This is a genomic window from Spirosoma pollinicola, assembly GCF_002831565.1.
Lineage (GTDB): Bacteria > Bacteroidota > Bacteroidia > Cytophagales > Spirosomataceae > Spirosoma > Spirosoma pollinicola.
In genome coordinates, this window is the sequence record NZ_CP025096.1 from 5,621,343 (window position 1) to 5,642,702 (window position 21,360).

The 21,360-nt window shown below is 51.3% G+C and carries 16 protein-coding genes; 9 read left to right on the top strand and 7 right to left on the bottom strand.

Annotation, left to right across the window (positions count from 1 at the left end):
- Nucleotides 1–199 precede the first annotated feature (199 nt).
- Together CWM47_RS23695 and CWM47_RS23700 are read right to left on the bottom strand one after the other, a co-directional pair.
- Nucleotides 200–1,141, bottom strand: coding sequence for a polysaccharide deacetylase family protein (locus tag CWM47_RS23695; protein WP_100994014.1), 942 nt, complete (start codon nt 1,139–1,141; stop codon nt 200–202).
- A gap of 216 nt (nt 1,142–1,357) precedes the next feature.
- Nucleotides 1,358–1,756, bottom strand: a complete 399-nt coding sequence (locus CWM47_RS23700; protein ID WP_100990651.1) for a VOC family protein — start codon at nt 1,754–1,756, stop codon at nt 1,358–1,360.
- A gap of 184 nt (nt 1,757–1,940) precedes the next feature.
- Between CWM47_RS23700 and CWM47_RS23705 the strand changes: the two genes are divergently transcribed.
- Complete coding sequence (locus CWM47_RS23705; protein ID WP_206170538.1) at nt 1,941–2,540, top strand: isochorismatase family protein; 600 nt, start codon at nt 1,941–1,943, stop codon at nt 2,538–2,540.
- Between the two features lie 99 nt (nt 2,541–2,639).
- On the opposite strand, the gene CWM47_RS38270 is transcribed toward CWM47_RS23705, so the two are convergent.
- Complete coding sequence (locus CWM47_RS38270) at nt 2,640–3,200, bottom strand: hypothetical protein (RefSeq protein ID WP_157816053.1); 561 nt, start codon at nt 3,198–3,200, stop codon at nt 2,640–2,642.
- A gap of 249 nt (nt 3,201–3,449) precedes the next feature.
- Here CWM47_RS38270 and CWM47_RS23715 point away from each other — a divergent pair, with 249 nt between their 5' ends.
- From CWM47_RS23715 to CWM47_RS38275, 8 genes are all read left to right on the top strand, one after another.
- Nucleotides 3,450–4,007, top strand: a complete 558-nt coding sequence (locus CWM47_RS23715) for a gluconate 2-dehydrogenase subunit 3 family protein (protein ID WP_100990654.1) — start codon at nt 3,450–3,452, stop codon at nt 4,005–4,007.
- A gap of 171 nt (nt 4,008–4,178) precedes the next feature.
- The gene (locus CWM47_RS23720; protein WP_100990655.1) at nt 4,179–5,888 is read left to right on the top strand and encodes a GMC oxidoreductase; all 1,710 of its coding nucleotides are present in this window, start codon (nt 4,179–4,181) and stop codon (nt 5,886–5,888) included.
- Nucleotides 5,889–6,079: 191 nt separating this feature from the next.
- Complete coding sequence (locus tag CWM47_RS23725) at nt 6,080–7,048, top strand: NAD(P)/FAD-dependent oxidoreductase (protein WP_100990656.1); 969 nt, start codon at nt 6,080–6,082, stop codon at nt 7,046–7,048.
- Nucleotides 7,049–7,201: 153 nt separating this feature from the next.
- Nucleotides 7,202–9,367 carry an alpha-amylase family protein gene (locus CWM47_RS23730; protein WP_100990657.1) on the top strand — a complete coding sequence of 722 codons (2,166 nt, stop codon included), beginning with the start codon at nt 7,202–7,204 and terminating at the stop codon, nt 9,365–9,367.
- Nucleotides 9,368–9,640: 273 nt separating this feature from the next.
- The gene (locus CWM47_RS23735; RefSeq protein ID WP_100990658.1) at nt 9,641–11,413 is read left to right on the top strand and encodes an L-lactate permease; all 1,773 of its coding nucleotides are present in this window, start codon (nt 9,641–9,643) and stop codon (nt 11,411–11,413) included.
- A 170-nt stretch (nt 11,414–11,583) separates the two neighbouring features.
- Complete coding sequence (locus tag CWM47_RS23740) at nt 11,584–12,540, top strand: D-2-hydroxyacid dehydrogenase (RefSeq protein WP_100990659.1); 957 nt, start codon at nt 11,584–11,586, stop codon at nt 12,538–12,540.
- Between the two features lie 106 nt (nt 12,541–12,646).
- A complete protein-coding gene (locus tag CWM47_RS23745; RefSeq protein WP_240625410.1) occupies nt 12,647–14,698 on the top strand; it encodes an alpha/beta hydrolase domain-containing protein in 2,052 nt (683 codons plus the stop codon).
- A 91-nt stretch (nt 14,699–14,789) separates the two neighbouring features.
- Nucleotides 14,790–15,113: a hypothetical protein gene (locus CWM47_RS38275; RefSeq protein ID WP_170069444.1), complete on the top strand. Its 324-nt coding sequence runs from the start codon at nt 14,790–14,792 to the stop codon at nt 15,111–15,113.
- A gap of 16 nt (nt 15,114–15,129) precedes the next feature.
- On the opposite strand, the gene CWM47_RS23750 is transcribed toward CWM47_RS38275, so the two are convergent.
- From CWM47_RS23750 to CWM47_RS23765, 4 genes are all read right to left on the bottom strand, one after another.
- The gene (locus CWM47_RS23750) at nt 15,130–15,684 is read right to left on the bottom strand and encodes a rhodanese-like domain-containing protein (RefSeq protein ID WP_100990660.1); all 555 of its coding nucleotides are present in this window, start codon (nt 15,682–15,684) and stop codon (nt 15,130–15,132) included.
- Nucleotides 15,685–15,776: 92 nt separating this feature from the next.
- Nucleotides 15,777–16,628 (bottom strand): DUF5958 family protein, encoded by an 852-nt coding sequence (locus tag CWM47_RS23755; RefSeq protein ID WP_100990661.1) that lies wholly within the window; start codon nt 16,626–16,628, stop codon nt 15,777–15,779.
- Nucleotides 16,629–16,780: 152 nt separating this feature from the next.
- Nucleotides 16,781–18,946, bottom strand: coding sequence for a glycoside hydrolase family 31 protein (locus CWM47_RS23760; protein WP_100990662.1), 2,166 nt, complete (start codon nt 18,944–18,946; stop codon nt 16,781–16,783).
- A 240-nt stretch (nt 18,947–19,186) separates the two neighbouring features.
- On the bottom strand, nt 19,187–21,268 hold the full coding sequence (locus tag CWM47_RS23765; protein ID WP_100990663.1) for a CehA/McbA family metallohydrolase domain-containing protein: 2,082 nt from the start codon (nt 21,266–21,268) through the stop codon (nt 19,187–19,189).
- Between the last annotated feature and the right edge of the window lie 92 nt (nt 21,269–21,360).

Sequence of the window (21,360 nt, forward strand, 5' to 3'; positions counted from 1 at the left end):
ATGTTTACCATAAACAAACGCAACTTATGTGCTTACGTACAACGGAATGATATTCCGTTGTACGTAAGCACATAAGTTGCCAGGTAGGCCTAACGGCCCAACGGAATATCATTCCGTTGCACATAAGTACGCAAGTTGAATTATAAACAACAAAAGCAACCGAAGCCGCTTTTGTTACTCCAGGCAGAATTTCATTCGTTTAGTCAAAACTCTGGATCATGTTCCGGTACATGGTTGTTGCTTTCCACTGACCTCCGGCAATAATCCGCCGAACGGTATAGAGCGGCATAGTATCGTCCCGTTTGTCGGCCAGCGTAAAGGCGGCTGCATAACCCCGCTTTTGCAGTTCGGGCAATGCTCCATGATTCCACAGGCCAAAGGGATACGCAAAGTACTTAATAGGCTTGCCGATGATGGTTTCCAGTTTGGCTTTAGGTTCTTCGACCTGAATTTTCCAGTCGTCGCCCTGGTATTTTTTGACGTTGTGGTGATCCCAGGTATGCGCGCCAATCGTGTGCCCCCGATCTGACAGGTCTTTAATCTGCGTTTTGTCCATGTACGGCTGTTTTCCATGCCGGCCAATGGCAACAGTCATGATAAAGAAGGCCCCTTTGAATCCGTGTTTTTCGAGTTCGGGAGCCGCTACGGTGTACTGGTCGAGGTCACCATCATCGAAGGTAAGCATGATCGGTTTGGCTGGCAGGGGTGCCCCGGTAGCCAGATACGCATAGAGCTGATCCGGCAAAACGGTATGATAGCCGCTATCGGCCAGCATCTGCATCTGCTCGCGGAAAGCCGCTACAGGAATAATATAATCTTTAGCTGATTTTGAATCGCCGGCCCGCCAGTCGCGAATCTGGTGATAGCACAAAATTGGCACCTGCGGACGAGCCAGAATCGTGGCGGCATTGGCTATTTTACTGGCCGGAATACTGGATGGATTAGGGGCGGCTGTCGTTTCAACCGCTTTATCGGCTGGCTTTTCGGCGGTGGTTTTCCCGGCTGCGGTTCCGATAGCGGCAGCATCAGACGTGGTTTCAGCCGTTGAGGAACCCTTTGACTGGCAACTCGATAAACCATTAGAAAGTAAAACAGAAAGGCCGATGGCCGTAACAAAAGAGAGCGTTTTTTGACAGAACATAATCAATGAATATGCCCCAAACATAACAAAAACTCCAGTGGTACCAACGGAAAATCAGTCAATAACTCAAACTTTATTTCTGATTATATAGAGTATCTAGTCTAAACGTATACGCATCAAGACTTCCACCAGATATCTTCTCGTTATTCCCGTTGACAATCATGAAGTTTTGTGCCTGCTACTCTCCGGTAATAGCCAGGGAGTAGCAGGCACAATTTAGCTGGCCATAGGTCTAGCTTCAATAACAGACAGGATATTACCGGCGGGGTCGGTAAACCAGGCGACGGCTGGACCACGTCCGCGAACAATTCCTTTTTCGTCGGTCTTGATTTCCCCCTCGTAATGTTCAAAACGAACACCAAGCTCCGTAAGGGCATCCACTGTTTTTTCTACATCGTCGACAGGAAAGTTGAGAATAGTGAAGGAAGCTGGCGTATGATCGGGCTTGGGGTAAATCAGAATGGTGCTACCACCACTTATATGCAAAGTCAATAAAGTAGCTGGCCCCATTTTTTCTTCGGTAACCTCCAGTCCAAGTATATTCTGGTAGAACGCCTTTGCTTTCTGGATATCATCTACCGCAAATCCGCTAAATACTTTTGTGTCTTTGAACATAGTTTTGTTGTTTATGGAAACAATTAATCGACTTATAGAGTCAGTAAAGTTAGCAATAAGCTCCCGTTGACCAGACCCTTAAACGCGTCGATTTAGCGGGTCGATTGCGACAGGGTGCTACGTTTCGTTCTCGCTTATTAACTAATCAAGACCTCTATCGGTTAAGGGTGAATAGGTATAAATTATGATGACAGCCATCGATAAACAGACAGCCCTGGTGCTAATTGACCTGCAAAAAGGCATTGCCAGTGGCGACAAGGCGCACCCCGTACCGGGTATTCTTGCCAATGCATCCCGACTCAAGGCCGCTTTTCGGCAGACACAGCTACCTGTTGTGATCGTGCATGTCGAACCCATTGGTGCTCCGGCTTCCCTGGTTCGTTCCGAAAAAGGCAACTTTCCGAAAGATGCTGCCGGACAGCAACAGGCGTTGCAGAAGATGCGGGCAGATGGCTTCTTCGACATTGTAGACCCTGTCAAACCCGAGCCCGGCGACCTGCAAATCACGAAAGAAAACTGGGATGCGTTTTATAATACACCCCTGCATGATGAATTGCAGAAACTGAGTGTGACGGGTATTGTACTGGCTGGTATTTCGACCAGTATCGGTGTGGAAGGCACGGCTCGGTCGGCCAACCAGCGCGGCTACAACGTCACTTTCGCCACCGACGCCATGACGGATACCGTTGCCGCAGCCCACGAAAACAGCTTGACCTACATTTTCCCTCGAATCGGCGAACTGGCGACTACGGATGAGATTATCACAAAATTGGGAGGGCGATAAATGGAAACGGGAAATGACCTAGAGACCGTAAAAAAGACAAAACCGGCCCAATAGAGCCGGTTTGTACGTTGTGAATAACGATAAGTAAACGTGTAAATTTTATAGAGCAAACTCGATACGCTCACCGGATAAAGGTTCGAAATTATCCAGCACAACGTCTTTTGTTGAGGTTGCCAGATTAACATTCCAGGTAGCACTCAGGCGTGACAGTTGCTTCGGCGCCGACTTACTGAAGCTCATGGTCAAGGCAGTGATCGAGGGCGCTCCGCCGTAATATGGAATCTGACCGCCAACCGTAGCGTACCACGAACCAGAATAAGTATTGCCTCTGTTGTCGGTAACCGTCACCACATTGGGTGTGAATACAAATTTGTAGCCACTATAATCTGACGTATTATCGCTAAAAGACCGATAGTAAGATTTAACCGACCATGTTCCGGTTGGCATCACTGGCCCTAGATCATTAATTGGGCTGGGATTTGGCGTCAAGGCGGGCAATGTGGTTGGGGTAGGTGCCGGGGCAGTTGTGGTTGACGTGGGAGTCGATGACCCTCCCCCCTGGCGGGCACCACTAACAGGAGCGATAGACACTTGAGGTTGTGAGCAGGACAGGGCACTTACAGCGAGCAACGTAATTGCAGAAGGGATAATAAATTTCATAAAATAGTTGGTTAAAGGTTTCACTCGTCAGTACGGACGATGTTTCTTTTGGGTTGCGTGATGTTTTTCAAGCACACTTAAATTTTAGCGCACTGCTAGCCAACCTTTCGTTCCTATTTATTCGCTATCTTTAGAAGAGCTATCTCGTTTGCCCTCATTCTCAGCAGAACTCCAAATAAAGTCAATCCCCCAACGGGGTATTAATTGCCTACAATCGCCTTTACCAAACGTACTTAGCTAAATCAACACATGAACAGACGGGAAGCATTATCGCGGGTTAGCCTGATGCTGGGCGGAACTCTCTCGGCCCCGACCCTACTGGCCTTTGACCGATGGAGCCAGACAACTCCGGAAAACCGCAAAACCGGCGCGTCCATTCTGAACGAAGAGCAGCGTGAAGTGATCGCCCGCGTAGCCGAATTGATCATTCCTAAAACAGATACGCCGGGGGCCATTGATGCGGGTGTACCGGCCTTTATTGAGGTGATGCTTCGAGACGGTTACACCAAATCCGTGCAGGATGTGTTTCTGACCGGTCTCGGTAATCTGGCGGGAAAAGGTCTCCTGACCGCTTCGCCCGATCAGCAAACGACACTACTGAAACAGCTCGAAGCCAATGCGCTGGCCAATGCCAAAGCTGGCACGGTATCGTTCTGGCAATTGATTAAAGAGCTAACCGTTTGGGGCTACTTTACGTCGGAAGCGGGTATAAAGTCGTCGCTCGATTACCAGCCCATTCCGGGAAAATTTGAGGCCATCAAGATTAAGCCGGGTCAGAAAGATTTCATGTACGGCAATCAGGTTTAACCTTATTCACTACTTCAACTTGTGATATACTTGGTTGCTGTACAACGGAAAGGTTTTCCGTTGGGCCGACAGGCCAATTGACAGCCTTTTAAGCCTTTCGGCTCAACGGAAAACCTTTCCGTTGTACAGCAACCAGGTTTAGTCCCCATCACTACTTCTAGTAATAACTATATGAACCTTAATATAAACGCACAAAAAGCCCAAACCTTCGACGCCATTGTGGTTGGTTCCGGTATAACGGGTGGCTGGGCGGCCAAAGAACTCACCGAAAAAGGATTGAACGTGCTGGTGCTGGAGCGTGGCTACGAAATCAAGCACGTTGAGGATTACAAAACGGCCATGCAGGACCCCTGGGAGTTCGAGCATCGGGGGAAAATTACGGCCGTATCCGCCGAAGAACATTATGCCAGCATGTTCTTTTCGGCCAAAGAAGGCAGCCAGTTCAATTTTACCAACGACAAAGAGCATCCGTACATCCAGAAGCGGCCGTTCAACTGGATTCGGGGGTACCATACCGGGGGTAAATCGCTGATCTGGGGCAAACATACCTACCGCTGGAATCGGGAGGATTTCATGGCGAATGCCAAAGAGGGACTTGGCGTCGACTGGCCAATTCGGTATGAGGACCTTGTTCCCTGGTACACCTACGTCGAAAAATTTGTGGGTATCAGCGGGCAGGCCGAAGGGCTGGACGTGTTGCCCGACAGCACTTTCCTGCCACCAATGGCAATGACCGCCCCCGAGCGGCATTTCAAAAAATCGGTCGCGCAGAAGTTAAATCGCCCGATTGTTATGGGGCGGGTAGCGCACCTCACCAAGCCGCAGCCCTGGCATACGGCGGTGGGCCGGGCGAGTTGTCAGTTTCGGAACCGCTGCACGCGGGGCTGTCCGTTCGGGGCTTATTTCAGTTCACTGGCGGCTACCTTACCAGCCGCCCGAAGCACCAACCGGCTGACGATCATTCACAACGCCATCGTGAAAGAGATTATCCTGGACGATCACGCCCAGAAAGCCAAAGGCGTTCGGGTCATTGACCAGAATACGATGGAAGTGCGGGAATTCTACGCCAAAGTGCTATTCCTGAATGCCGGAACAATCGGCTCCACGTCGATTCTGATGAACTCAAAATCGGCCCGTTTCCCTAACGGATTGGGCAACGACAGCGATCAACTGGGCCGCAACCTGATGGACCACCATCTGGCCGTTGGCGCAAGAGCCGATATTGAGGGATTTGAAGACGATCACTACTTTGGGGCGCGTCCGGGCAGTTTGTACATCCCGCGTTTCCGGAACTGGGGAAACGACAAACGCGACTACCTGCGCGGATTCGGGTATCAGGGCGGAGCCTCCCGCGCCGACTGGGCGAGGGGCGGGACGGAGCCGGGTTTCGGTGCCGATTTCAAGAAGAAAATGACGCAGCCCGGCCCCTGGAAAATGAGCCTCACCGGCTTTGGCGAAGTGCTGCCCGACCCCAATAACCGCTTCTACCTCAGTCCTGACAAAACCGACAAATGGGGACAGCCGCAGGTTGTGTTCGACGCTGATTTTAGTGCCAACGACCGGGCCATGCGGAAAGACATTATGAACGACGGTGCCGAAATGCTGGAAGCCGCCGGATTCAAGAACGTCACCACTTACGATAACCCGGCGGCACACATGGGGTTGGGTATCCACGAAATGGGAACTGCCCGCATGGGCAAAGACCCCAAAACGTCGGTGCTCAACAAGTACAATCAGGTACACACCTGCAAAAACGTATTCGTGACAGATGGCTCGGGCATGACGTCGGCCTCAAACGTCAACCCGTCCCTAACCTACATGGCCCTCACCGCCCGGGCCGCCAGCTACGCCGTAGCGCAGCTGAAAGCGAAGAATCTTTGAAGATTAGTGATGTATCAGACAGCATCTTGCTGTCTGGACGTCAGGCAAGATGTATTCTCTAGCGACCCAAAACGTAAGCCCGCTTACTTAACCTAGGCAAGCAAACTCTGTGGGCTAACTTTTTTGCCTATCGGCCAGACAGCAGGATGCCGTCTGATACAACTCCACCTCCAACCATCCGTTTCAACTAAATGTCGTCTTCTCTGATTATTGGCGCGGGTATGGCCGGTTTGACCACTGCCCGCGAATTGCGCTTACAAGGTTGGGATGTTATTGTTCTGGACAAAGGCCGGGGCGTTGGCGGGCGACTGGCAACCCGACGCATCGAACAGGCCCGCGCCGACCACGGTGCACAGTATTTCTCGGCCACGACACCCGCTTTTCAGGAAGTCGTACAGGAGTTACTGGCTGATAAAGTCATTGCCAAATGGGAACCCGCACAACCCAGTCCCGCCGACACGACCGTTGACCAACCGCATTATATTGGCATCGACGGCATGAACACCGTGGCCAAAGCCCTGGCCAAAAACCTGACCGTACACACGTCTGAAACTATTGTTTCTTTCCGCGTTGACGATAGCCAATGGTTGGTTGAAACCGAGTCGGGTGGGCAATACCGGGCCGATGCACTTCTCATTACCATCCCGGCTCCACAGGCACTGGCCCTGATTGAGAAAAGCGGATTTCCGATAACAACGGCGGATAAATCCGCGCTCTCGGCCATTGCCTATCAACCCTGCCTCGCGGTAATGGTAGCTCTACATCAACCCAGTACCATGCCCAACGCCGTTCGCTATGACACCGGCGACATTGCGTGGGTTGCCGACAATGCACAAAAAGGTATCTCGCTCGGCCAGCCATCCATAACCATACACGCCAGCGCCGACTTCAGCCGAACGCATTTCGACGATGACCTGAACGCCATTGGGCGGCAACTGGTCGATCAGTTATCGGATTTGATTCCTGCCGACAACATCAGTACCATTCAGGTACATCGGTGGCGATACAGCCTGGCCGACCAGCGGCACCCGGCTCCCTTTCTGAAAGCCGAAGCGCCACTCACGCTCCTCTTCGGCGGTGATGGATTCGGTGAAGGCAATGTGGAAGGAGCCTTCACGTCAGGACTGGCGATGGCCAATTTTTGTACCGCGGATCTTTAGTCCGCGCAGCCGTCAGGCTAATCGTTCATAGTCTTGTTTTAGCCTGACGGCTGCGCGGCCTAAAGATCCGCGGTACAGGAATAAGAGTAGAATACAGCCCAAATTAGCTCTGTTTTTTTGAGAACCCGTCGTGTTCATCTCTGTCCTTACCTCATGGAACGAAGAGCGTTTATCAAGACAACCGGCCTTATTGGTGGGGCTTATGCACTGGCCGGACAGGCATCTATGGCCAGCATCATTTCGCCAGCGGAAACGTTCTGGCTCGACGGTCCGATGCGATGGGCTCAGCTTGCCTTTGTGGAGCGCGACCCCGGCCATTACGACCCCGACTTCTGGCTCAGTTATTTCAAGCGGATTCATGCCGATGGTGCCCTGCTGAGTGCGGGCGGTATTGTGGCGTTTTATCCGACCAAAATACCGCTGCACCACCGCAGCGATTTCATGGGTAATGCCAATACGCTGGGTTATCTGGTAGAAGGCTGCAAAAAACAGGGTATGAAGATCATGCTTCGTACCGATCCTCACGCGGCCCGGCAGGAGGTGTATGACGCGCACCCCGACTGGATTGCCGTAACCGTTGACGGACAAAAACGCCGTCACTGGGCTAACCCTGATTTATGGGTCACCTGCGCCCTGGGGCCGTATAATTTTGAGTTTATGACCCAGGTAAACCAGGAGATCATGGAGCGATTTCAGCCCGAAGGTATCTTCTCGAATCGCTGGGCCGGTCATGACATTTGCTATTGCGAACACTGTACAACTAACTTCAAAACGGCTTCTGGTCTGGAACTGCCCAAAGCCATCAATAAACTCGACCCCACCTACCGCAAGTGGGCCGACTGGCGAATGAAGCGGTTACGGGAAGTATGGTCGGTATGGGATGCGGGCATCCGCAATCAAAAACCAACCGCCCGGTTCATTCCCAACGGCTTTCCCGACAAAGTGATGACAGGAAAAGAAGCCGACCTTTTCTTTGCCGATCAACAGGCCCGCCGTGGACTGATGGCCCCCTGGTCGAACGGCAAAGGGGCGAAGGAACTCCGGTCGACGCTGGGCATGAAGCCGCTAATCGGCATCTTCAGCGTGGGTATCGAAGAAGAATTCCGCTGGAAAGACTCCGTTCAGAGCGACGCCGAAATCCGTATCTGGGTGGCCGAAGGAACCGCCAACGGGATGCGGCCGTGCTTCGTTAAATTCGGGGGCGACATCTACGACAAACGGTGGATGGAAGCCGTGGCGAAAGCGTACGAGGTTTATCACAGAAACGAAAAATATCTGCGCAATACCGCGTCGATGGCCCGCGTGGGCGTGGTGTACTCCGAACAAACCGACCGCAATTATGGCGGTAAACCTTGGCAACAGAAAAGCAGCGATCACCTCGACGGTATGTATCACGCGCTGGTAGAGAGCCGTACTCCCTTCGATATGGTGAATGACCGGCTGCTTTCGGCAACCGATTTGAAGCGGTTCAAATTGCTGATTCTGCCCAACATTGCCGCCCTTTCCGATAGCCAGTGTGCACAGCTACAGGCATTTGTCGATGCGGGCGGCAGTCTGGTGGCTACTTTCGAGACATCGCTCTATGACGAAGACGGTAAGCAACGGCCCAATTTCGGGCTGGCGAGTTTGCTGGGTGTGGCGTATAACCAGAAAGTGGAAGGTCCCATGCGGAACAGCTATCTGCAACTACGACCCGACGCGACGAACAGCCAGACTAGGCAAATTCTGAAAGGGCTTGACGATACGCCCCGCATTATCAACGCCATTTATAAAGTCGATGTAACCCCGACGGCGGCTTTCCCCAGTCCGATTACGCTCATTCCGACCTACCCTGATTTGCCGATGGAAGATGTGTACCCACGTGTGGCCGAAACCGATACACGGGAAATCTATCTGCGGCAAGTGGGCAAGGGTCGCGTCGCCTACATCCCCGGCGATCTGGACCGCTCGTTCTGGCAGTTGCTCAACGTCGATCACGGGCAGTTGTTGAGTAACGTCGTTCAATGGGCACTCGACGAACAACCCATTGCTGCCGTAACCGGGCCGGGTGTGCTGGATGTCAACGTCTGGCGGCAGGCCAATTCCATGACCGTTCACCTGGTTAACTTAACCAATCCAATGATGATGAAAGGCCCGTTCAGGGAGTTGATTCCGGTCGACGCGCAGGTATCCGTTCAGGTACCAGCCGGTGCCAAAGTGACAGCGGTGAAATTGCTGATGAGTGATCAGAAACCAAAATTTGAGAGTAAGAATGGACAGGTATTCGTAAGCGTACCGAAGGTTCTCGATCATGAGATTGTAGCGCTGGATTTGGCGTAGTGATATTACCACCCCCAACCCCCTCCTTGAAAAAAGGAGGGGGCTATGCCAAAGGAGACTTTTTCCTGATTTCCTCATCATTAAAATGGGTGAATTGTTTTCATCTTAGTACCTATAGGCAGGTTCTACTTCTATCTCTAGTAAAAAGAAAACACAAAACGGCACACCTCGGCATAGCCCCCTCCTGTTTTAGGAGGGGGTTGGGGGTGGTCGATTACCGACAATAAGCACACTCAACTGTTCTACCGAAACAACCAACAACTCCCACTCCCCATGACCTGGAAACAAGTTATTGATCCGTTCCACAACATCGCATTATCTGTATTGGTGGCCCTTATACCCATCCTGTTCATATTCTGGGCACTCATCATTAGAAAGATGAAAGGGTATCAGGCTAGCTTGATCGCCACGGGACTCGCCATGCTGATTGCCACGCTGGTGTATGGCACGCCCGTCAAACTGGCGTTACTGTCGGCGGCACATGGGGCGTTGTATGGCCTGTTTCCTATTTGCTGGCTGGTGATTATGGCGGTTTTCCTGTTCAACATCACCGTCAAAAGCGGCCAGTTCGAGATCATCAAACATGTCATGGGGTCCATCACCGCCGACCGGCGGTTACAGGGCTTGCTGATTGCCTTTTCGTTCGGCTCCTTTCTGGAAGGCACGGCCGGTTTTGGGGCACCCGTGGCCATCACGGCGGCCATGCTGGTGGGGCTGGGATTTAACCCGCTCTATGCGTCAGGCATTTGCCTGATTGCCAATACGGCTCCCGTTGCCTTTGGCTCTATTGGCATTCCTATTACAGTGGCCTCGCAGGTGTCGGGCATTCCCGAACTACCCATTTCGCAAATGGTGGGCCGGACGCTGCCCATTCTCTCCGTCATGCTGCCGTTTTATCTGGTTAGCATCATTGCCGGATTCAAAAAAGCCCGCGAAATATGGCCTGCTGTTGCGGTGTCGGGCATTTCGTTTGCCTTTCTCCAGTATTTCTCGTCGAACTTTCTAGGCCCTGCCCTACCCGATGTTATTGCGGGTTTGGGTTCTATTATCTGCCTGATAACGTTTCTGCGTTACTGGAAACCAAAAACCATCTGGCGCTTTGATAATGAACCAGCGGCAACGATCAACACGGACTTTAGCTACACAACCGGTCAGATTATCCGGGCGTGGTCGCCGTTTATCATCCTGACAATCATCATCATTTCGTGGGGTATGCAACCCATCAAAGACGTATTGAATGCAAAAGGCCTATTTCAGTTTGAGTTTCCGGGCTTGCACAACGTGATTCTGGGGAGCGATGGCAACCCGATTCCAAAACTCTTTAAAGTCAACTACCTGTCGGCGGCAGGGACAGCTATTTTACTGGCCGCTCTGATCGCCATTCCGCTGGTCGGGCTGACGTATAAAGTGGGATTAACCGTATTCGGCGAGACCTTAAAGCAGTTACGATTCCCGATTCTTTCAATCGCTTCGGTTTTGGCGTTCGCCTACATCCTCAACGATTCGGGCATTACCCTCACGCTGGCCGCTGTACTGGCGAGTACGGGCGTTCTGTTTCCTTTTTTCGCGCCTGTACTGGGCTGGCTGGGCGTGTTCATTACCGGTTCCGATACCTCAGCCAATGCGCTGTTCAGTAAGCTTCAATACGCCACGGCCCAATCTATTGGGGTCGACCCGGTGGTAACGGTGGCGGCCAACATATCGGGTGGCGTAGTTGGCAAGATGATTTCGCCACAATCCATTGCCGTAGCAGCTGCAGCCGGTAATTTAGTCGGCAAAGAATCTCAACTATTTAGGTTTACGGTGAAACACAGCTTTTTTATGCTGGTATTCATCAGCTTTCTGACGCTGGCGCAGGCTTATATTCTCAAATGGATGATTCCAGTCTACGAAATGCTCGACGGCAAGAAAGCGGTTGCTTTGCCGGATCTATCAAGAGGGTATATGTATCTGGGTATGTTGGCAGTGATTTTGGTGGCGATTGGGGTTAGTATTGTGTCAATGAGGAAGAAAGGGGCTGCTTTACCACCCCCAACCCCCTCCTAAAACAGGAGGGGGCTATGCCGAGGGGCGCCCTTGTTTAAGCCCCCTCCTGTTTTAGGAGGGGGTTGGGGGTGGTGAAACAGTCGCCAAGCCAGAACTTGGCTCAGACACGAAACCGACCCTCTCACAAACCATTTATCAACAGGACAAATAACAAAAGAAAACAACCAATAATGAAAATTGTCGTATTAGATGGGTACACCCTGAATCCGGGCGATTTGTCCTGGGAAGGTGTTGAGAAACTGGCCGACTTAACGGTGTATGACCGGACGCCCACCGATAAAATCGTGGAGAGGGCACAGGACGCCGACATTATTTTTACCAACAAAACACCGCTGGACGAGGCAACGCTCAACCAATTACCCAACCTGAAATTCATCAGCGTACTGGCTACTGGTTTTAACATTGTCGATATTACCGTCGCGAAAAAAAACGGGGTTGTCGTGAGCAATGTGCCCGGCTATGGCACACCGTCCGTCGTTCAGTTGACGTTTGCGTTGTTGCTCGAATTGACCCTGCATGTGCAGCGGCACAGCGATTCGGTGCGGGATGGCAAGTGGGCACGCTCGGTAGATTTCAGTTTCTGGGATTATCCGCTCATCGAACTGGCGGGCAAAACGATGGGTATCATCGGGTTTGGGAGTATCGGCGAGAAAGTGGCCGATGTGGCCACGGCCTTCGGCATGAAAATTATCGGCTCGAAACGGAATCGCACCGATCAATCGCACCGGACGAATTTTAAGTGGGCGGAGATACCTGAACTGTTGACGGAGTCGGATGTGGTGAGTATCCACACCCCGCTGGTTCCCGAAACGCAGGGCCTAATCAACAAAGAAAATCTGGCGTTGATGAAGCCCTCAGCCTTTCTGTTAAATACCTCACGAGGTCCGATTATTGTGGATCAGGATCTGGCCGATGCCCTGAACAACGGCGTCATCGCCGGGGCAGGTATCGACGTATTATCGAAGGAACCACCCTTGCCCGATAACCCGCTGTTCAAGGCTAAAAACTGCCTGATCACCCCACACATTGCCTGGGCAACCACCGAAGCCCGCGCCCGGCTTATGGCCATCACGGTCGAGAATCTGGCCGCGTTTCTGAACGGAAAGCCGATGAATGTGGTGAATTAATAACGGGCGTATTTTGTCATCCCGACGCAAGGAGGGATCTTGAGTTAAGTCAATCATCAAGATCCCTCCTTGCGTCGGGATGACAAAAATACATTTGTAGTAAACTATGATTCGTATTCTTCTATCCTCCTATATGCGCACTCGTTTACTCTTTTCGCTTATTCTCCTGATCGGCTTCTCCTACCCAACGCTGGCGCGCATCATTCGTATTGAGATCACCAGTGTTCAGTCGCCCACGTTTGAGGGGAAAATATTCGGACGGATCGGGGCCTATGAAAAACTTCGAGGGAAAGCTTACGGTGAACTTGACCCGAACAGTTCACAAAATTTACTCATTCCGGATATTCAACTGGCTCCCCGTAATGCGAAAGGCATGGTCGAATACGCTATGGATATTTACATTCTTAAGCCCATTAACCTTGCCATTGGCAACCACAAACTCTTTCTGGAAATCAACAACCGGGGCGGAAAACTCTTTGGCGGGTTCAACAAAAGCAATGGCGGCAATGACCCTACTACGGCCGCCCAGGCTGGCGAAGGCTTCCTGATGAACATGGGCTATACCCTTGCCTGGAACGGTTGGGATTGTTCAGCAGCCCCATCCAATAATAACCTGACTATTACCGTTCCCATAGCCCGAAACGCCGATGGTTCATCTATTACCGGTCCATCGTACGAATACATCTCCTTTGATAATGCCACGTCACTAACTTACTCGCTCGCTTACCCGACCGCTACAATGGACCAATCGAAAGCGACGCTTACCGTGCGCGACCGGTTAGGGGATACTCCTTCACGTGTTTCGTCAGAGGGCTGGGAATATGCCAGCGACAAAACCATTCGGCTGATACCAGCCGGAACGCCCTTCCGGCAAAGTGCCATTTATGAATTTACCTACACAGCCAAAGACCCCGTTGTGGCCGGGATAGGATTTGCGGCCACCCGCGATTTCGTCTCGTTTCTGCGGTATGCCAAAGCGGATGATTTCGGTAATGCGAACCCACTGGCGGGTGATATTCGCTACACGTTTTCGTATTCACTTTCGCAACCTGCCCGCTATGTCAATGATTTTCAGACGCTGGGCTTTAATACCGATGAGCAAAATCGGCGGGTGCTGGACGGCATCGAAAACTGGCTCGGCGGGGCAAGTAGCATCGCCCTCAACTACCGCTTTTCGCAACCTTCACGGACTGAGCGTAACCGGCAAAATCATCTGTATCCCGAAGGCGTTTTCCCATTTGCGTATCCTATCATGACCGATCCACTTTCGGGCAAAACCGCCGGTCGGCTGGCCCGATGCACTGCCAGCAACACCTGCCCGAAGGTATTCGAGATCAACTCGTCAAACGAATATTGGGTAAAAGCCGCTTCACTCCTTCATACGGATAGCCGGGGCAATGACCTGCCCGACCCCGACAATGTCCGCTTTTATTTGATTTCGGGAGCGCAACATGGCACAGGAAACGAAACCAGCCGGGGTACTTGTCAGCAGTTCCAGAACTCAACCAACGGCGAATCAGCTTTGCGGGCACTTTTCATCGCTCTTGATGACTGGGTTACGAAGGGTATTGCGCCACCAGCTAGTAAAGTCCCCCGAAAATCAGATGGAACAGCTGTCATCGCCCTCCCGCAACCGGGCTCTCAAACGGGGGTAGTGCCACAGGCCGCTCTCGGCTGGCCAACCATTCCGGGCGTAACCTATACGGGACTTATCACCACTCGTTACCTCCTCAACTTCGGGCCTTCCCTCGATCAGGGAATTTTAACGACTTTCCCAACCAGTGTAGCCAATCGGCCTAGCTACGTCAATTTTGTTTCTAAAGTTGACAAAGACGGGAATGAAATCGCCGGGATTCGCTTACCGCCCGTTGCCGTTCCCATTGCCACCACAACCGGCTGGGCGCTACGCCGGGCAGAATACGGCGAAAATGACGGTTGCGAAGGCGCGGGGCAGAATATTCCATTTAAGGCGACTAAAGCCGAACGACTATTGGCAAACGACCCGCGATTGTCTTTGCAGGAGCGTTACCAGACGCATGAAGGGTACGTAGATGCCGTCCGTAAGTCGGTGCATATGCTGATTGACCAACGATTTATCCTGGATGAAGACGGTCAGCAGTATATCAAAGCGGCTCAGGCAAGTAGTGTCTTGCGGTAGTCATACTGTCCACTCGCTAAATATAATCACGTCGGACAGCCTCTCTGCTTCGTTCGTAGTTCTGTATTTGTATTACGTTATGAAGAAGGATATGAAAACGCAGATAATAGTAAGTTTAGTAATGCTGGCGTTGGCCTTTAATGCTCAGGCGCAAACGACTACGAGCAAGCCAGTTCAAACGAGTACCCCTAAATCAGCCAGAGCGACAACGACAACCCTAATTATTGACAGTGCCTCGAATGCCGGTGCGACAAATGACGGTGCCAGCGGGCAGAGCGGTCGACCAGTCGCAATTCCATCGAGTTCAACAAGTCAGGGAGTGTCCACTCGGGGAGCATCCACTCCGGGAGCACCCACTCAGCGTCAAAGCAACAGTACCCGCAAAGTTAAGCAACGTACGCGCAGCAACAGTTAACGCTTCCAAAGCGGAGTTACTTTACCAACAGGCTTTTCCCCATTGGCAGTTGCCCTACGGAGTCAGTCCAGATGGACATGCCACCGGTCATATTTTTGACATTCGTAAAGCCGTTTTCGGTCAGGATGTGGCTGGCCCGTGGGCTACGATGGCTGTGTGAGCAGTACACGATGATCTCCTTGTTTTTCGCGTTTTTCAATTCAGCCAACCGGCTTTCCAATTGCTGAACCGGAATATTAACGGCGTTTCTCAAGTGTCCAAAATTATCATGCGCCCTCCCCGAAAACTCTTCGGGGGTGCGTACGTCCAGCAAGAGTACATCCGGGCGAGTGGCAACGGTCTGACAAAGTTCGGCGGGACTGATATTCTTAAAAACAACGCTCTTTTTAAGCACCAGCCGCATGCCGCAATGCGCACACGTACCCGGTCCATCAACGATAGCATGATCACAATTTGCTCCGCAGGGCAGGCAGACATATTGTTCGGCAACCGGTTTGGTTTTTGCTGTCTGCCCATAAATCGGTCTGGTTAGAACCGACAGAAATACGAGCAGAAGTAGTAGCAGTTTCATTGGCTGGCGTTTTTTCACAAAACTACCAACGTGCAAGATTTCGCTGTATTAATTATGACGGGTGGTAACTGCCAGCTATGTATGTTAAGATACTATAAGTCAGAATTATATGTTTCCCGCAAATGCCTCTCAATAACATCGACCACCAATCGGTTTGCCTGCTCAGCAGTTAAGACATAACGTATGGCAAGTGCCTGTGTCAACGATTGCCGCAGAAGTCTTATGCCGTAGGCCCCTTTATGATCAAATAATGTTGTATTCTTCGTCATCAACTCATCGTACGTAAGAAAATCAAAATGAGTTTGACGTTCAGGAGTGGATTCATCAAGCGCAGTTTGTCCCGTAAATATGGATTCATACCACTGTTTAGCTATGCAGACAAATTCACTCCGAAAGCTGGGGTGCTCATAGACTTGCTCCACCAACTCCCTGTGCCGGGTTAAGATTCCCCGCGCGATCTCGCTATTCGACAAGTCCCGAAACCGCCAATCAGTTGGAGTTTCCTGCTCCCGCGAAAAACTGGGTCGGTAGTCTATTTTGAAGTTAGTTCGAGTACTTTGCTCAGTATCTGTATGCTGACCAAACCGCCGTTGGTAGTCTATTTTGAACAGATACAGCAGCAACTCGTAGGCTTTACCTAATTCACCTCCGGGTGGATTTGCTGATTCAGGTACACAGACTATGCCCTTGAAGCCAGTTGCCAGCGAACGGAGGTGTAAGTACTCGTACATAGCATCCGTAGCGCTCAGCGAGCAATTAGCCAATGCCTGCTCAATATCGGCGTCAACAAGTTTGGCATCCCATACCTGAAAATAAAGATCAACAAACCGTTTCCTTTGCTGATCCTTCTCCAGTTGACCGAATTGTTCCAGCATATCAGCAACCGAATAGACTCCCTGCCCAAACTGGCAGATTACGATTTCCTCTTCTAAGTTCATTGGCATGGTCGTATGCGTTTGCTTACAATAACCTAACGAGATAGCCTCCCAATCGTCTGTATACCAGGCAAAACCACGAGCAGGAAAAGCTCGTCTAATTTACGATTCTTTTACAAAGATTTAGTCTATTCAAACTATAGAATGACGGATCGGTTTCGTCATTTTGATACGTTCGTGGTCATGAACCGCCACGTTACATTCCCGACGGTATTGGGCTTGCCTTGTTCCGGCTTTGAGATTGTGCCCTTCCATTGCCCGCTTTTTTGTTTCTCCACATTAATTGTCCGCCAGGAATACTGCCCTTTCTCGTAATTGAAGGTTTCGCCGTCGTCGTCATAGAGTTTATATTGACCCGGTTTTTCGCCGTAATGCCGAATGTCGAGGTCGACTTTCTGATCGGGTTTTGGCGCGTGGAGCAGGGATGGCATCATCGGAATGATACCACCATCTTTCACAAAAACAGGAATTTTGTCCAGCCCCGGCGTCACCGTGATTAACTCCCCATCGCCCGCAAACTGGCCGGTGTAAAAGTCATACCATTTCCCTTTTGGCAGGATAACGGTACGCGATTTCTGCCCCGTAAACAAAGGGGCAACCAGCAAATACTCCCCTGCCATGTATTGATCTTTCACTTCTTTTCTGACAGCTTCGGCATAGGGATTTTCTTCGAGGCTGGCGGTGAGCACTTCTTTTCGGTCAGCTACCTGAAAACCAGCTTCCAGATTCATCGCCCGAAAGGGTGGCGTACCGTCGAAATGGTAGTTGGCAAAGGCCGTGTACCAGTACGGCATCATCTGCATACGTAATTGCGCCATTGCCTTAACTTGCTCGGCCACGTCGGGAAACGACCAGGGTTTTGTGCTGCTCGACCAGGCATTGATCATAGCCATCGGCGAAAAACAGACCGTCTGAAACCGACGCAGCCATTCTTCACTCGTTTTAGACGCCCGCACTTCGGGCGTCCAGAGAACACCCGCAAAACCACTGTTCACCAACGCCGTAATGAAGTCTTCGTGGCTATAATTATCGTTGTAAATGACATAGGGAAGTGACGACCCACCGGCATTCGATGCCCGTACCAGTCCATAGGTCCGCTGATTCCGTTTCCGAAATAGATCGGTGCTTTGCTTTTGAACCAGCAGGCCATACGTTTGCCGCATCTGTTCGGCGCTTCTCCCCGACGGAAACGTAGCGACATCGGGCCAGAGGTAATAGTCGTAGCCATCTACTTCATCAATCTTGTAGCCACCAACGCCGATGTTCACATGGTCACTGGCAAATTTACCCCAGAGGATTTCCCGTGCCTGCGGCATGGTCAGGTCGGGTACCGCCCCTACCCAAACGGTATGCGAACCTGTAAACGGGGCAATTTTCGGGTAAATGGACGCTTCGGGCGACACGAACAGGTTTGTCCAGAGGTTCATCCGAACGCCCTTATTCAGCATCGTTTTGATAAAGGCTTCCGGTTGTGGAAAGCGGGTTTTATCCCATTCAAAGGTGCAGGGATACGACTTGCTTTGCCAGCCCGGCTCCAGCCCGATGAAATCCAGTGGGTACTTTTTGTCTTCAAACGCCTGCGCTTCCTTCTCAACATCTGCGGCAGAAAACAGCCGGTTAACGCGTTGCGTAAAGCCCAGTCCCCAGCGTGGCGGCAGGCAACCGCCCCCATTGAACAGGTTAAACCGGCGAACTGCGTCCATCGTCGTTGGCCCACCAAATACATACAACTCAACGCCCTCAGCGGGCACCAGCATCTCAACGGCATCGGAGTAAGGCCGGGCGCTCCAGTTTTTATCTGTGTTACGATCCTGTACTTCGGGCGGGTTTTTACTGTCTTTCCGTACCGCCGAACCGGCATACACATTAATGTATCGGGCTGAGTTAACAAATACGCCATAGCCCTTCGACGACACATAAAACGGCAACGGCGCATGGGTACGACCATCGTCTTTAGTACCGTAGTGGTCGACATGGAGTTGCATAATCCGCCCGCGCTGATGCACCGTCTGGAAGTTCAAACCGAACCCGAAAATCTGTTCGGTCCGGTCGAGTGGAAAGCGCAGGTAGGTTTTACCGCCTTCCACCCGAAGCGAAATATCGGATTTGTCTAACGGGAAAGCAGTTGTACCAAGTCGCGTCAGGGCAGCCAGATCAGGGCTCGATTCGGCCGCAATCAGCAGGTTATAAGCTTCGGGTTTCCCCACCGATATTTTCCAGACACCGGGAGCCGTTTCAGTCCAGGATTGTGCCTGACTGGGCAGGGTTACGGTGAGGCAAGAAACCAGTAAAGTCCAGCTTACTAACTTGTAAATTGTCTGCTTCATGCGACGTTGTGTTCTGGTTCTGATTATAAATATATTTTACTACTCCATCTTACCACCCCCAACCCCCTCCTAAAACAGGAGGGGGCTATGCCGAAGGGTATTCTATTATCGGTTTTATCTGTATAAAGAAGGGACCAAGACAAGAACAAGAGTACCCTTTTTTAAAGCCCACTCCTGTTTTAGGAGGGGGTTGGGGGTGGTAAGATGGGGTGGTAAAACGGCGGTTGGGGGTAGCAGTAACTACTCCTTCACCCACATCTGCTGCGTAAACGCGCCATTGACAGCCGCATCCCACACTTCAAGGCGTACCCATTTTTTGCCTTTCAAATTAGTGTTGAACGTGAATTTCTGTTTGCCGAAGGGCAGTGTATTCGTCAGGTCGATTCGCTCCCGAAACACCTGTTTACCATCACCGGAAATAATCTCGGCAAAGGTTAAGGGAAACGTCCAGTCCATATCGACCATGATTGTTGCTTTACCATCACGTGCCAGCGTGAGCGAATCGCCCGCGCCTTTTCCGTTGACAGTGAACGTCGGCAGGAGCACTTCGCCGGTCGAGACGAAGAACTTGCCTTGCTGCATAACGTCTAAAACGGGCTGCCAACCTTTGTTATAATCCGGTAGTTTATCGAGTTGCAGGTAGTTGACATTAAGGTGGGCATACATTTCGTTTTCCGGCTCAATACTAAATAGATCAGCTTCGGCGATGACGTGCTTCTTCAGTCCCCAATTGGCCATGTCGTCCATCAAATCCAGCACCCGTCGGCTCAGTCGGGGTTCCGATAAATCGGCGGGTATATTTTTCCAGGCTGCGCCGAAGAACCTGTCGGATTTATAGAATTCTTCGTCTTTGTATTTATCCGGGAAGCCCGTGGAGCCTTTGGTTCGGGCATGGGCTGTCCAGGCCAAGCCATTTTCCGCTTCCAGCAATTTTAGCATATCCGTTTTATCGCCAATACGATACACTTTTCCGTAGGTGGGATCGTCCATAACAAACGGCATCTCGGGCTTTCTGGACATGATCCAATACACTGGTTTCGGGAAGAAGCTCAACCAGTGCCCGCCAAAAAACTCGTTGGGTTCTTCGCCCGGCAGTAACAGAAAATCCTTATCCGACCATCGCTTGCACATATCGTGCAGGGTTTTCAATTCTAGCAGCCGCTGATCGTCGGGGCCTTTAGGGTGCGCCGTGTAGTGAAACTCAGCTAAGTGTACAATGTCGACGCCGGTATTTTTAAACACGTTGACAAAGTTTGGCACTTCCGGCACCGGCTTCTCTGCCAGCAACACCTTCATCACATACTCATTATGAAAATGACTCGACATGGTTTTGTAGCCCGGAACCACTGGATACTTGTCATTATGGGTAAAACGCTTCACTTCGTTAAGTGCTTTGTCGGGCGTATCGGTGCTTAACAGACAGAAGAAGTTTAGCCGCTGCCGGGTTTTCGGAGGTGCATTGACCCAGGGCACCCAGCGTTTGTCGCCCATTAAATCCTGCCGAATTCCAATACCAAAATCGGGTACAAGGCTTCGATACTTTGTGCCGTACCAAGTAAAATCCAGATTAAAGGCTTCGTCCAGCGGATAGAAATATTGGTGCGGAGCCGGAAATACGGCCAGACTTCCAGTTGGACCCGCGCCAATTATGGTGCGATACTTCACCGCCTGCGCTTTGTTAAGCTGGTTCAAATCGGCGGGTACGCTCTGCATTTTACCGTCGGTATCTGACCAGGCAATAGTTTTCCAGTTCGGGAGTTTACTCGTCAAACCTGCATCGTACAGAATGGCGGTAGAGTCGACTTCGGTAGCCATTACGACGGCTATGTTAACCAACGGACTGCCGTTATATACCGTGATTTCGATGGCCCCGCTAAACGTAGCTGCCTTTATATCCGACACCCGAATCACGGTTCGGGAGCCGTGGCTTTGCACACTGGCGTCTCGTTTGCTAAGCGCGACGGCATAAGATGTATGAGGCAGCTTATTGGTCTTGTCGAAGAAGATATTCCAGCCATTCTGCGAAATCAGGTCCCGTTTGCCTACGGTCAGCACAAAGGCCGGGTCGAGCGCTTTGGCGATTTCTTTAAACCTTCCCCCTTTGGTGAGTTGGATACTACTGAAAAGCGGCTTGTCTTTGGCTAGGTCGATAACCAGTTTACCAGTTTCCTTTGCGCTGGCGGGCCAGTTTATCACCAGCGTGTTTTGCCTCGACACGACAGTAACGCCATTCTTCTGCTGATAGCCAGACAAATCGACCGGGATTTGTGCATAGGCGAAGGAGCTTACAATGAGTAATAGAAGGAAAAGGCGGGCTTTCATAAGCTACAATACGGCAAAGACAATTTATACTATGTACGTAACAAAACGACAGTAAAAATCTACCCGGAAAGACTGTAGTGCCGACCGTCCCG